Below are 13,068 nucleotides of genomic sequence, written 5' to 3'. Positions count from 1 at the left end.
CCAGCCCCTTGTCGTTTTGCGTGTTTCAGTCCAGCGTGTCGTACGCTTCCGGCCGTTCCAAATTGGAATAGCCCTGGCGCCAGTTCACCACGGTGACCTGTGCCGACCGCGCGGCCATCAGCACGAAGCCAAACAGCGCAAGCCAGTACACATAGGATTTATTCCATTCGACGGTCGTCATCGGCTCGTCGCCGACCAGATCGATATAGCGCCACACCAGCCAGGCGACATAGGCGAAGAACACGGTGCGCGCCACATCGATCAGCGTGGACATCACCCGCCCCGCCGCATGCGGCAGGTAGCGGTACAGAAAGTCCACCTGGATATGCCGGCCGGTGCGCACGCACATCGCGGCGCCGATGAACACGACCCCGATCAGGGCGTAGGTGGCAAGTTCTTCGGTCCATGCGAAGGAATCGTTCATCACATAACGCGTGAAGAACTGCAGGAACACCAGCAGGGCCATGATCCAGAACAGGCCCAGGCAGAGCCAGTCCTCGAACGTATGGCCGGACAGATCGGCCTGCTGGTGATCGGCTTCCTCGAAGCTGGAAACGATGGATTCGACGGACGACGTGTGCTGCTCCGTCTGTGCCGACGATACGCCGACCGGGGAAACGTGTGCATCGGTGGCCATGGCGGTTCCTCCCTTACTTCACCGCCTGGATTTTTTCCCAGTCGGATTTTTCATAGCCGTACTGCTTGAACGGCACCTTCTCCAGCACCGTCTTGCGGAAGTCGTCGACGTCCACTTTATCCACCGCGATGCCTTTCTTGTTGAACTCCTCGACCAGTTCCGCCTCGCGGACGATGATCTTCTGCGAGGCCCGCTCGGCGGCCTGCTGCGCGACCTCGGCGAAGATCTTGCGGTCCTCGGGCGACAGCTTCTTCCACAAGGTCCCCGAAATGATGGTGTTCAGGTGGTCGACGATGTGCGCCGTCAGGGCGATGTACTTCTGCACCTCGTAGAACTTCTTGGCCTCGATGGTGGTGAGCGGGTTTTCCTGCGCTTCCACCGTGCCGTTCTGCAGGGCCAGGTAGACCTCGGCGAAGGCGATGGGCGAGGTGTTGGCGCCGCAGGCGCGCGGCATTGCCAGGTAGGCCGGCACGTCCGGCACGCGCATCTTCAGGCCCTGCATGTCGGAGCACTTCTGGATGCGGCGGTTCGACGTGGTCTGTCGCGTACCGTAGTAGGTGGTGGCGACGATATGGTTGCCGCTCTTCTTTTCGTAGCCCTCGACCAGCTCCTTGTAGATATCGCTCTTGGTATAGGCCAGCAGGTGCTGCGGGTTGCGGAAGGTGTAGGGATAGTAGGTGACGCCGATGCGCGGGAAGGCCTTGGCCGCGAAGCTCGAACCCGAGATGATGATGTCCACGGTACCCAGCGTCAGGCCCTGGTTGATGTCGTTTTCCTTGCCCAGCTGCGAGGCCGGATAGACATCGATGTGATAGCGCCCGTTGGTACGTTTTTCTATTTCCTGGGCCGCCCAGACCGATTCGGTATGGAAAGGTTCGGACGTCTCGTAGACGTGTGCCCACTTGAGCTTGGTCTGCGCCATCGCGCCCGCCGATACGGCGAACGCCAGGGCGGCGAACAGTAGTCTGACTGCCTGGCCTTGCTTCATGTCGTGTCTCCTCTCTCTTGTTCAGGACATCGATGCGCTCTCCGGCGCCGCCTGTCGGGTCAATGAAACGTCAATCACATACGAGTTGCACCTTGGTACTGCGGGTCCGGTCGGCTGCCAGCTCGAAGGCCGCGACGGCCTGGTCCAGCGGCAACTGGGCGCTCATCAGGGGGCGGACGTCCACCTTGCGCGTGCGCAGGTAGGCGACCGCCCAGTCGAATTCCGGGCCGGCGCGGAACGCGCCGACGTAGTCGAGCTCGCGGGCCATGATGCTGTTGGCGGGAAAGTGCAGGCCCTCGCCGGGCAGCGTGCCCACCTGGACGATGCGGCCGCCGCGCCGCGTGGCCGCCAGGCAGGTGGCCAGCGCGGCCGGGCTGCCGGCGGCCTCGATGGCGATGTCCGCCACGTCGGCGATCTCGCGGGCGTCCGCGGTATCGCTGCGCACCGTGGCGTCCGCGCCCACCATGCGGGCCATTTCCAGGGGACGGTCGGCGATATCGCAGACGATGATGCGCGCGGCGCCGGCCAGGCGTGCCGCGATCACGGTCATGCAGCCGATGGTGCCCCCGCCGGTGATCAGGACGGTGCGGCCCATCATTTCGCCGGCGCGGCGCACGCCGTGCAGGCCGATGGACAGCGGCTCGGCGCAGGCCAGCTCGCCCAGGGAGATGTCCTCCAGCACCGGCGTGAGTTGCCGTTCGCCCATGACGAAGCGCTCGCGGAACATGCCCTGCACATGCGGATAGACGCTGGCGCTGCCCAGGAAGCGCATGTTGCTGCACAGGTTGTCGCGGCCGGCGCGGCAGTAGTCGCAGCGGCCGCAGGGATGCGAGGGATTGATGGCGACTTTCATCCCGGGCGCGACACGCGTGACGGCATCGCCCACGCGGGTGACGACACCCGAGGCCTCATGGCCGGGGATGAGCGGTTCGCGGATGACGAAGGCGCCGACGCGGCCGTGCAGGAAATAGTGAAGGTCCGATCCGCAGATGCCGGCGGCGCCCAGGCGCAGTTCGACCTCGTGCGGCGCCAGCGGCGCGGGCTCGTCGGGCTCCAGGCGCAGATCGCGCGCGCCATGTATGCGGCAGGCCAGGCTCATGGCGCCTTCCGGCAGGGGATGGCCTTCGTACCGCCATTCGGCCAGGCGTGCATCGAGCCTGCCCGCAGCGGCATTCCCTTCGCTTGCGCGCGCGGCATGGTCGTTTCGTGATTCATCGTTGTCTCCTCCTGCGCCGGTTCGCTATGTCGTCCGGTGCATCGTTCTGGAAGCCGGCCTGCGCCGGCCTGCCGCCGCCGCATCGGCCGGCGACCAATGCGCGGTAAACCGGTCATGCGACTTCGTCATGTGGTCGCGCATGGCGGCACGCGCGGCCTCGGCATCGCCCGCCTGGATGGCGTCCACCACGCGCTCGTGCTCGGCGATGGCCGCCTCCCAGCTCTCCGCGTTCTCGAAATGGCTGCCCAGCTGCACCGCCAGGGGGTTGTGGCGTTCGTCGTACAACTCCCCCACCAGCCGCAGCAGCACCGAGTTTTCCGTGGCCGCGGCGATGCGCACGTGAAACAGGCGGTCGCCGCGCGCCGGGATGTTGCCCGACGCGGCTTCTTCACGCATCACGTCCAGCGCTTCGCGCAGGCCGTCGATATCCTCGCCCTTCATCACCAAAGCGGCCTGCGCCGCGAGTTCGCCCTCGATCAGCTGGCGCGCCAGGATGGTGTCCAGCGGGCTTTCCGCCACCACGCTGCCACCGCCGGCCTCGTCGCCGCGCGGCCGCACGTAGATGCCCGACCCCATGCGCACTTCCACCAGGCCTTCGACCTCCAGCGCGATCAAAGCCTCCCGCACCGAGGGCCGCGACACGCCCATCTTCAACGCCAGGTCGCGTTCCGGCGGCAGGCGCGTGCCCACGGGGAATTCCCCCCGCTCGATCAGCGCGCGGAGCTGGTCGGCGATCTGACGGTACAGACGGCGCGGTTCGATGGCTTGAAACGGCATGGCGGAACGGATGGGGATCGGTCAAGTGGCCTTACCAATTGACCGCATACTGCGCGCCGCGCCACCATGAAACAATTAGGGTTTCTGCTTATCATTGCGGCGGGCCGCGCCGTGGCCCGCATGCGCTACCGTCCGGGTCGCCCCGTGGCACCCCACGCGGTGCCGCGCCGCCCGATCCTCGCCTTTTCCGCAGGTCCATCACTATCCGCCATGACGCCTACACCGCAGCACTCGCCCTACAAAAGCACTGGCGGCGTTCGCCGCCTCTTCAACGCGCTGCGCTATTCGATGCAGGGCTTCCGTGCCGCCATCCGCTACGAAGCCGCGTTCCGCCAGGAGCTGGCACTGGCCGTCCTGCTGATTCCGGCCGCCTTCTGGCTGGGACGTTCCGTGCTGGAGGTTTTCATCCTGATCATGTCGGTCACGATGGTGCTGGTGACGGAACTGCTGAACTCCGCCATCGAGGCACTGGCCGACGCGCTGTCGGTCGAAATGCATCCATTACTGGGCCGCGCCAAGGATTTGGGCAGCGCGGCCGTGCTGCTGTGCCTGATCTTCACCATCGCCATCTGGGTCGCCGTGGCGGTCGGCCGCTTTCTGCTGTAGGGAGGGAAGGCGCGCCGCGCGCCGGAGCGCTTCCCCTGGCCTTCCCGGCCCGACACCGCGAATCACGCATAAAACCGCACATACGCCGCTATACTGCGCGGCATGCCGACGCCCTCCTCCCCCGCCCATCCCCATCGCGTCGTTATCGTGGGAGGCGGCGCCGGGGGACTGGAACTGGCGGCCCGGCTGGGCCGGGCCCACGGGCCCGCGCACGTCACGCTGGTCGACGAGCGCCCGTTCCATATCTGGAAGCCTTCCCTGCATGAAGCCGCCGCCGGGACGCTCGATATCCACCAGGAAGGGCTTTCCTACCTGATGCTGGCGCACCTGAACGGCTTTTCCTTCGTGCTGGGCCGCGTGCAGGGGGTAGACCGCGCCAACAGCACGGCCAGCGTGCAATGCGTGGTGGATCCTGCCGGCGAACCCGTGCTGCCGGAACGCGCACTGCCCTACGACAGCCTGGTGCTGGCCGTCGGCAGCGTCGCGAACTTCTACGGCACGCCCGGCGCCGCGCAACACGCCATCACGCTGGAATCCACGGACAACGCCGAGCAATTCAGGCTGACACTGCTGAAGGCCATGATCCAGGTGGACCAGGCCAAGGTGCATGACGCGACGGCCCGGCTGAACATCGTCATCGTGGGCGGCGGCGCCACGGGGGTGGAGCTCGCCGTGGAATTGCTGGAGGCAGGCCACGTCGTCAGCGCCTATGGCCTGCCCAGTTTCCGCCCGGACCGCGACCTGAGTGTCACGCTGATCGAGGGCGCGCCGCGCATCCTGTCGCCGCTGCCGGAGCGCCTGTCGCGCGCGGCGCACACGCGGCTGGCGGAACTGGGCATCAAGGTGCACACCGGCCGGCGCGTCGCCGAGGTCATGGCGCAGGGCGTCAGGACGGACGACGGCACCGTGTACGACGCGCATCTGTGCCTGTGGGCCGCGGGCATCCAGGGCCCGGCCTTCCTGGCGGAACTGGGCCTGCCGGTGAATCGCATCGGCCAGCTGGAAGTCAGCGAGCGGCTGGAAACACCCGATCCGCGCATCCTGGCCCTGGGCGATTGCGCGGCGGCGCCGTGGGCCGGCCATGGCATCGTCCCGGCCCGCGCCCAGGCGGCGCACCAGCAGGCCGCCTACCTGACGCGCAAGATAGGCGCGCGCATCCAGCAACAGCCCGAACCGGCCGCCGGCTATGTCTACAAGGACTACGGATCCCTGGTTTCGCTGGGCCAAGGCGCGGGCGTGGGCAGCCTCATGGGCAAGCTCGCGGGCCGCGGCCTGTTCGTAAGCGGTACACTGGCGCGGTTCATGTACATGAGCCTGCACCTGATGCACCACCGCGCCTTGCTGGGCGTCTGGCGCACGGTCTGCCTGGCACTGGGACGCGTACTGCTGCGGCGGACGCGGCCCCGCGTAAAACTCCACTGACGATGAATTTCAAAGAAAAACTCGACGCGGCCTGGGACGTCTCAGGCTCGCTGCTGACCGTGGGCCTGGATCCGGATGTAAAGCGGCTACCCCACGAACTGGACGGCCAGCCGGACGCGATCTTCCGTTTCTGCCGCGACATCGTCGATGCCACGGCGCCCTACGCATGCAGCTTCAAGCCGCAGATCGCCTATTTCGCCGCCGCCCGCGCCGAAGACCAGCTGGAAGCCCTGTGCGAGCACATCCGTACGCGGCATCCGAACCGTACGATCATCCTGGACGCCAAGCGCGGCGACATCGGCTCGACCGCCGAGCAATACGCGCGCGAAGCCTTCGAACGCTACCAGGCGGATTGCGTGACGGTCAGCCCCTATATGGGACTGGATTCGATCGAACCCTACCTGCGCTGGACCGACCGCGGCGTGTTCATCCTGTGCCGCACTTCCAACCCCGGCGGATCGGATCTGCAGTTCGTGCGGACAGAAGGCGGTGAGCCCCTTTATCTGCACGTCGCGGGACTGGTGGCGGACAACTGGAACAGCCACGGCCAATGCGGCCTGGTGGTGGGCGCCACCTATCCGGCCGAACTGGCGGCCGTGCGCAAGCGCGTAGGCGACAGCGTACCGCTGCTGATTCCGGGCATCGGCGCACAGGGCGGCGACGTGACGGCCACGGTGACCAACGCCCGCAATGCGGGCGGCACGGGCATGCTGATCAGTTCTTCGCGCGCCATCCTGTACGCATCGAGCGGCAAGGAATGGCGCGATGCCGCGGGCGCGGCGGCGAAGGACCTGCGCGACGCGATCAACGCGGTGCGTTAGGGCAAGCCTTCCGCGGGCACGGCATCCCGGGATGAGGCCGTGCCGCGTGCCGGCGTCACACCATCGTCGGGTCGGATTGCTCGACCTTGGCGCCTATCGTTTCCAGCAAGTGCAGCAAGGCGAACGCCACCGCCTGTTGGCGTACCTGGGCGCGGTCGCCGGTGAACACGTGGGTGGCGGCGCGGGTGGTGATGCCCTGGCCTGCGCGCACGGCGAAACCGAAGCACACCATGCCGACGGGCTTGCCGGGGGTGCCGCCGTCCGGCCCGGCGATGCCCGTGGTGGACACGGCCACGTGCGACACGCGCGATTCCAGCAATACCCCGTTGGCCATTTCCTGGGCGACCGGTTCGCTGACGGCGCCGTAGAGGTTCAAGGTATCGGGCGAGACCTGCAGGTCCACCACCTTGGCTTCGTTGCTGTAGGTCACGAAACCGCGATCGAACCATGCGCTGGAACCGGCGACGGCCGTGACGGCGCCGGCTACCAGCCCGCCGGTGCAGGATTCGGCGGTGCCCATCATCCAGTTGCGGCGCTGCAATTCCTTGCCCAGCGCGGACGCCAGGCTGATTATGTGGCTGTCAAACGTCGTCATTGAAAGGCTCCCATGCGCACTGCGATTGCCATGACCAGCAGCGTGTAGGCCGCCGCCAGCAGATCGTCCCACATCACACCGATACCGTTCTTCATGCGCGCATCAAAATAGCGAATAGGCGGTGGCTTGACGATGTCGAATGTCCGGAACAGGACGAAGGCACAGGCCTGGGCCAGCCAACCCGCCGGCACCAGCCACAGCACCAGCCAGAAGGCGGCCATTTCATCCCACACCATGCCGACATGATCCGGCTCGCCCAGGTCCTTGCCCGCGCGATCACAGGCCCAGCATCCGTAGGCGAGCGCCAGAGCAATTAGCAGGCCCAGCAGCGGGTCGCTGATCCAGCGCACGGCGGGAAGCCAGATCAGCCAGGCGAGTACGGTGCCCCAGGTACCGGACGCAGGCCGGATCAGGCCGGAGCCCAGGCCGAACGCGATGAAACGGCTGGGCGTCCTGACGATCCAGGAAAGGGGGGGGAAAGGGACGCGGGCACGGGCACGCATGGAAACGGATTCGGGATCCGGCGTGGTCTGGGTCATGAGGAGCGGAAGTGGTCGAAACCGCGAGGAAGATCCTGCAGGGGGACGCCCTGTGCGTCGAGCACCGTCACGCCGGTGCCGGCTTCGATGGCGCCGACACGGGTGACGGCAACGCCGGCATCCGCGCCGATGGCGCGGATGGTGTCGGCCCGGTCGGCGGGCGCCGTAAAGCAAAGTTCGTAGGCATCGCCGCCGGCCAGGACGGCGCGGCGAACGCGGTCGGCGGGCACGCCCGCCAGCGCGGCCGATACGGGCATGTCGTCCAGGTACAGGCGGGCGCCGACGCCGCTGGCCTTCAGGATGTGCCCGAGGTCCTGCAGCAGGCCATCGGAAATATCGATCGCGGCGCGGGCAACGCCGGCCAGCCGCTGTCCGAGGGCAAAACGCGGTTGAGGCCATTCCAGCGCGGCGCGCGTGCGTGCCAGCAACGCGTCGTCCGCGGGCATCTGGCCGCTCAGGAGGCGATAGGCAATGTCGGCATCGCCCAGCGCCCCGGATATCCAGATATCGTCGCCGGCGCGCGCGCCATCGCGGCGCAGGGCCGCATCCGGACGCACGGCGCCGAACACGGTCACGCTGATCGCCAGCACGCCCGGATTGCCGGTGGTATCGCCGCCGATGAGCGGGCAGCCGGCGGCGCGGGCCATGGCGTGGAATCCTTCAGCGAAGGCCGCCAGCCACGGTTCGTGGGCTTGCGGCAGCGCCAGGCCCAGCAGGCAGCCGATAGGCCGGGCGCCCATGGCGGCCAGGTCCGACACATTCACGGCCAGGGACTTATGGCCCAGCGCGCGCGGATCCACATCGGGAAAAAAATGCCGGCCTTCGATCAGCAGGTCCGTACTGGTCGCGACCTGCATGCCGGGCGGGACGCTGAACAGCGCGCAGTCGTCGCCCACGCCCAGCATGTCGCGCGGGGCGGCGCGCTTGAAATAACGATCGATCAAGTCGAATTCGGAGGCCACGCGCGTTCCTGGGGTATTTGCCCGCGGCGCCGGCGCGGTCGGTCAGCGGCGCGGCGCCGCGGCGACTTCCTTGGACCGGACCACCGCCGCCAGCTTGTCCAGCACGCCGTTGACGAACTTGAAGCCGTCCGTGCCGCCGAAGGATTTGGCCAGCTCGACCGCCTCGTTGATGGCGACCTTGTACGGAACCTCGACGTGATGCACCAGTTCGTAGCTGCCGATAAGCAGGATGCCGTGCTCCACCGGCGACAGCTCGTTCAGCGGCCGGTCGATGAACGGCGTGAAGCGCTCGCGCAGGTCCGGGGCTTCGCGCAGGACGCCATGCAGCAGCGTCTTGAACCATTGCGCGTCGGCTTCGGAAAAGTCTTCCGCGTCGCGCAGATGGGCGTCGATTTCGCCAGCGTCCTGGGTGCCTTCGCCGCCGCGCAGCAGCCAGGCGTAGACACCCTGCAAGGCGAACTCGCGAGCCCGGCGGCGTGCGCTGCGCGCGTTCGCGCGCACCTGGGCGGCTTGATCAGCGGCGGTCGTCATCTTCTTCGTCTTCGTAGTCTTCGTCGTCCTCTTCCTCATCCTCGTCTTCGTCGTCGGATTCGGGTTCGAGGGCGGCGATCAGGTTCGCCATTTCGACCGCGACTTGCGCGCAATCGCGGCCCTTGCCGGGCGCACGCGCCTCGGCTTGTTCGTCGGTGTCGACCGTCAGCACGCCATTGGCGATGGGGATGCCGGTTTCCACGGAAATGCGGGTGATGGCGGATGCCATCTCGTTGCTGACCACTTCGAAGTGGTAGGTTTCGCCGCGGATCACCGCACCCAGGGCGATCAGCGCGTCGAATTCATAGGTTTCGGCCATGCGCGCCAGCGTCACGCCCAATTCGAGCGCGCCGGGCACGGTGATCAGCATGACGTCGCGTTCGTCGACGCCCAGCTTCGCCAGCTCTTCCAGGCAGGCGTCCTGCTCGGCCTGGCCGATCTCCTCGTTGAAACGGGCGCGGACGATGCCGATGTGCAGCCCCTCGCCGTTCAAGTCAGGGGATAAGGTGTAGGGATTCATCGATAACTGCCTTATAGGTTGCGGGCGGTGGGTTGCAAACGGGGCGCGGGCCGGCAGACACTGGACCGCCGGCGGACAAGGCCGGGGTTCCTAGCGTACCGGGGACGCCGGAGGGTCGCAATCGTAACCTGTAATCGAAAGCGCAAAACCCGCCATGCTGGGCATTTTGCGCGGCCGGGCCAGCAGTTTCATCTGGCCGACGTTGAGATCCCGCAGAATCTGGGCGCCGATGCCATAGGTGCGCAGGCCCAGGCGGTCGCCGCGGAGCTCGGGCTTGGTCGCGTCGGCGCCGTCATTCCAGGCCGATATCTGCTCGGCCAGGTGATCGCCGCCGGCCTGGCAATTCATCAGCACCACGACGCCGGCCGGGGCGGCGGCCACCGCCTGCAGGGCCTGGGCCACGCCCCAGCTATGCTGGCTGGCGCCGATATCCAGGACGTCCAGCACGGACGCCGGTTCGTGCACGCGGACCAGGGTTTCGCGCAGCGGATCGATATCGCCGTGCACCAGGGCAAGGTGTATGGACTGGGTAGCCGTGTCGCGATAGGCCACCGAGCGGAACGCCCCCGAGGCGGTCTGCATGGTCCGTTCACCCAGGCGCTGGACGATGGATTCGTGCTCGCTGCGGTACTGGATCAGATCGGCGATGGTGCCGATCTTCAGGCCGTGGGCCTTGGCGAAGGCCACCAAATCCGGCAGGCGCGCCATGGTGCCGTCCGGCTTGAGGATTTCGCAGATGACGGCCGCCGGCGTCAGGCCCGCCATGGCGGTCAGGTCGCAGCCGGCTTCCGTATGGCCGGCGCGCACCAGCACGCCGCCGGGCACCGCGCGCACGGGGAAGATATGGCCGGGCTGCACCAGGTCCGCCGGCCTGGCGTCCCGCGCCACGGCTACCCGGATGGTGCGGGCGCGGTCAGCCGCGGAAATGCCGGTGTCCACGCCCTCCGCGGCTTCGATGGACACCGTGAAATTGGTGCCGAAGCGGGTGCCGTTGCGGGAGGCCATCAGCGGCAAGTCCAGCTGGCGGCAGCGTTCTTCCGTCAGGGTCAGGCAAACCAGGCCCCGGCCATGGGTGACCATGAAGTTGATGGCCTCGGGCGTCACGAATTCGGCGGCCATGACCAGGTCGCCTTCGTTTTCCCGGTCTTCTTCGTCGACCAGGATGACGATGCGCCCGGCGCGGAGTTCGGCGATGATTTCGGTGACCGGGGCGATACCGAAGGATTCGGCGTCGGAAACGGGAGCGACGGGGGTCGGCTGGGCGGACATGGGGCGGGGACGGCGGGCGTTAAACAGGCATTTTAGCGCCGCGGCGAAACGGCAGACGGGCGGCCCTTCCCAGCCTGTCCCGGCGAAAAGCGCGTGGCAGTCATAAAAAAGGCCCACCATGGCCCGGTGGAGGACATTTCCTGGGCGGCTGTGGACAAATGACGCATTTATGACAAGTCATCAAGCCCTACCATATGCATGGGTAACATCGCCCGTCACTGTTGTTTTGCGGAACGTCATGTCGGAACAGGAATTGAAGCTGCACGTGCCTACGGCGTCCCGCGCGGCGGTCGAGCGCGAACTGAAGCAGGCCGGCGCGGAACGCCTGCCTTTGCATGCGATGTACTTCGATACGCCCGAACGCGAGCTGGCGAAGGCGCGCATCGCGATCCGCCTGCGGCGCGAAGGGCGCAAGTGGGTACAAACGCTGAAGACCCCGGGCGCCAATGCCATTACGCGCGTGGAAATGAACCATCCGCGTCCCGGTCCCATCCTGGACCTGTCGGTCTATGCCGGCACGGAGGTCCATGGCGCCCTGGCGGGCTTGAAGGGCGAACTGGAACTGCGCTACGAGACCGACGTCATCCGACTGGTGCGCAAGACCCGCACGCGTCAGGGCACGGTGGAAATCGCCTATGACTCCGGCGTGCTGCGGGCCGGCGAACTGGAATTGCCGATTTCCGAAGTGGAGTTCGAGCTGATGTCCGGCCGGCCTGGGGCTATCTTCGCCATGGCGCGCGGCTGGCTGTCCCGCTACGGCCTGGTGCTCGATCCGCGCAGCAAATCCGAACGCGGCGACGGACTGGCGCGGCTGGCCCACACACTGGCCCAGGCCGGCATGACGGACGATGCCCGCAGGGCGGCCATCGCGCAGTTCTGGGGACCGCGCGTGGCCAGATCGATATCGCTGTCGCCCGGGATGACGCCGCCGCAGGGCCTGGCGGCCGTGGCGGCGGAGTGCCTGGACCAGGTCATGCGCAACGGCGCAATGCTGGCCGAAGTCGATACGCTGGACGTATACGGCGCCGGCCAGCCGGAACACGTGCACCAGTTGCGGGTCGGTATGCGGCGCCTGCGTTCGGCCTGGCGCTTGTTCCGCGGCTGGGCGGAGCTGCCGTCCGATGAGGCGCAATCCGCGCTGCGGGTTCACTTTGCGGCCTTCGGTGCCAACCGCGACCAGGACGTGCTGCAGGAATCCATTATCCCGGCGCTGGTGAAGGCCGGAATGCCCACCTTTCCCATCCCCCAGGATGATGCGCCGCCGGCATCCGCGCTGGATACGGCGGGCAGCAAGGCATTCCAGTCCTGGCTGCTCGACATGCTGGAATGGACGCTGGACGTGCGGCCCACGCCGCAGGCACTGCACGCCGCGGGCCAGGCCGGCGAAGCGGGGCAGGCAAACAGCCATGGCCGTGTCCGCGGCGATGGCGTCCGACCGCCCACCGGTGACGGCCACGCCCGCGCCGGCGTCGACGGGGATGACAACGGCGTCGATGCGGCTGACGGTGCCCAGGCCGACGAGGGGACTGATGCGAGCGATGCGAACGGCGCCAGCCGCACCGCTGTCGCGCAAGGCCGTGGCGGCAATGCCGGCGCCCGGGGTGCCACCCTGCGCGCCGCGCCGGCACGTTCGGTGGCCAGCGTGGCAGCGGGGGGCAAGGGACAGGACGCCATCGACGATGCGGCCGCGCCAGGTGCAACGGCGGACGGCGCCACGCCGCCCGCGATGCAGAGCATCCATCCGACCATCATTCCCCTCACCCCGCCCGAGCCGCGCGAGTTGCGCACCCTGCTGGCGCGGCGCCTGCGCAAGTGGCACAAGCAAGTGCTGGACGAAGGCGAACGCTTTGCCGAGCTGGACATCCCTTCCCGGCACGAACTGCGCAAGCGCGCCAAGCGGCTGCGCTACGGCTTGAGCTTTGCCGAATCGCTGCTACCCGCCCACAAGATGCGCGACTATCGCCGCAGGCTGGCGGCCGTGCAGGACGTGCTCGGCGAAATGAACGACCTTTCCGTCGCCCACGACCTGTACCGCCAATGGAGCAGCCGCCATCCCCAGGCGTGGTTCGCCCTGGGGTGGATCAGCGCCCGGCAGGAAAAGCTGACGGGCGAGGCGCAGCGCGCCTTCGGCAAGCTCGGCCAAGCCAAGCGGTTCTGGAAATAGCCGGCGTCAGGCGTCGGCACC

14 protein-coding genes are annotated in these 13,068 nt (G+C 67.4%); 4 read left to right on the top strand and 10 right to left on the bottom strand.

The annotated features are described in order from the left end of the window. Positions 1 to 25: 25 nt before the first annotated feature. From AKI39_RS02635 to AKI39_RS02620, 4 genes are all read right to left on the bottom strand, one after another. On the bottom strand, positions 26 to 637 hold the full coding sequence (locus AKI39_RS02635; RefSeq protein WP_066632158.1) for a TRAP transporter small permease: 612 nt from the start codon (positions 635 to 637) through the stop codon (positions 26 to 28). Positions 638 to 650: 13 nt separating this feature from the next. After that, on the bottom strand, positions 651 to 1,625 hold the full coding sequence (locus tag AKI39_RS02630; RefSeq protein WP_066632156.1) for a sialic acid TRAP transporter substrate-binding protein SiaP: 975 nt from the start codon (positions 1,623 to 1,625) through the stop codon (positions 651 to 653). Between the two features lie 70 nt (positions 1,626 to 1,695). Then, positions 1,696 to 2,724 carry an L-idonate 5-dehydrogenase gene (locus tag AKI39_RS02625; protein WP_066632154.1) on the bottom strand — a complete coding sequence of 343 codons (1,029 nt, stop codon included), beginning with the start codon at positions 2,722 to 2,724 and terminating at the stop codon, positions 1,696 to 1,698. Positions 2,725 to 2,865: 141 nt separating this feature from the next. After that, a complete protein-coding gene (locus AKI39_RS02620) occupies positions 2,866 to 3,618 on the bottom strand; it encodes a FadR/GntR family transcriptional regulator (protein ID WP_066632152.1) in 753 nt (250 codons plus the stop codon). Positions 3,619 to 3,828: 210 nt separating this feature from the next. On the opposite strand from AKI39_RS02620, the gene AKI39_RS02615 reads away from it, so the two are divergent. The 3 genes from AKI39_RS02615 to pyrF all read left to right on the top strand — a co-directional run bounded on the left by AKI39_RS02615 (position 3,829) and on the right by pyrF (position 6,467). After that, a complete protein-coding gene (locus AKI39_RS02615; protein WP_066632150.1) occupies positions 3,829 to 4,224 on the top strand; it encodes a diacylglycerol kinase in 396 nt (131 codons plus the stop codon). 102 nt (positions 4,225 to 4,326) lie between these two features. Continuing rightward, complete coding sequence (locus AKI39_RS02610; protein WP_066632149.1) at positions 4,327 to 5,646, top strand: NAD(P)/FAD-dependent oxidoreductase; 1,320 nt, start codon at positions 4,327 to 4,329, stop codon at positions 5,644 to 5,646. A gap of 2 nt (positions 5,647 to 5,648) precedes the next feature. Beyond that, the gene (gene pyrF / locus AKI39_RS02605) at positions 5,649 to 6,467 is read left to right on the top strand and encodes an orotidine-5'-phosphate decarboxylase (protein ID WP_066632148.1); all 819 of its coding nucleotides are present in this window, start codon (positions 5,649 to 5,651) and stop codon (positions 6,465 to 6,467) included. A 55-nt stretch (positions 6,468 to 6,522) separates the two neighbouring features. Here the strand turns inward: pyrF and AKI39_RS02600 are convergent, their stop codons facing one another. The 6 genes from AKI39_RS02600 to ribBA all read right to left on the bottom strand — a co-directional run bounded on the left by AKI39_RS02600 (position 6,523) and on the right by ribBA (position 10,883). After that, positions 6,523 to 7,062 carry a CinA family protein gene (locus AKI39_RS02600; protein WP_066632147.1) on the bottom strand — a complete coding sequence of 180 codons (540 nt, stop codon included), beginning with the start codon at positions 7,060 to 7,062 and terminating at the stop codon, positions 6,523 to 6,525. Next, complete coding sequence (locus AKI39_RS02595; protein WP_066641987.1) at positions 7,059 to 7,565, bottom strand: phosphatidylglycerophosphatase A family protein; 507 nt, start codon at positions 7,563 to 7,565, stop codon at positions 7,059 to 7,061. Before AKI39_RS02595 ends, AKI39_RS02600 begins: the two co-directional genes overlap by 4 nt. A 32-nt stretch (positions 7,566 to 7,597) precedes the next feature. Continuing rightward, on the bottom strand, positions 7,598 to 8,563 hold the full coding sequence (gene thiL, locus AKI39_RS02590) for a thiamine-phosphate kinase (RefSeq protein ID WP_066632145.1): 966 nt from the start codon (positions 8,561 to 8,563) through the stop codon (positions 7,598 to 7,600). Positions 8,564 to 8,605: 42 nt separating this feature from the next. Continuing rightward, a complete protein-coding gene (gene nusB / locus AKI39_RS02585; RefSeq protein WP_066632144.1) occupies positions 8,606 to 9,094 on the bottom strand; it encodes a transcription antitermination factor NusB in 489 nt (162 codons plus the stop codon). Continuing rightward, a complete protein-coding gene (gene ribH / locus AKI39_RS02580) occupies positions 9,078 to 9,614 on the bottom strand; it encodes a 6,7-dimethyl-8-ribityllumazine synthase (RefSeq protein WP_066632143.1) in 537 nt (178 codons plus the stop codon). The genes nusB and ribH overlap by 17 nt, the downstream gene beginning before the upstream one ends. 90 nt (positions 9,615 to 9,704) lie before the next feature. After that, positions 9,705 to 10,883, bottom strand: a complete 1,179-nt coding sequence (ribBA, locus tag AKI39_RS02575; RefSeq protein ID WP_066641986.1) for a bifunctional 3,4-dihydroxy-2-butanone-4-phosphate synthase/GTP cyclohydrolase II — start codon at positions 10,881 to 10,883, stop codon at positions 9,705 to 9,707. 238 nt (positions 10,884 to 11,121) lie between these two features. On the opposite strand from ribBA, the gene AKI39_RS02570 reads away from it, so the two are divergent. Continuing rightward, positions 11,122 to 13,047: a CYTH and CHAD domain-containing protein gene (locus AKI39_RS02570; RefSeq protein WP_066632142.1), complete on the top strand. Its 1,926-nt coding sequence runs from the start codon at positions 11,122 to 11,124 to the stop codon at positions 13,045 to 13,047. Positions 13,048 to 13,068 lie beyond the last annotated feature (21 nt).

The organism is Bordetella sp. H567 (genome assembly GCF_001704295.1).
GTDB lineage: Bacteria > Pseudomonadota > Gammaproteobacteria > Burkholderiales > Burkholderiaceae_B > Bordetella_C.
The sequence above is the reverse complement of the archived record's forward strand: the minus strand, read 5'-3'. Positions and strand labels throughout refer to the sequence as shown.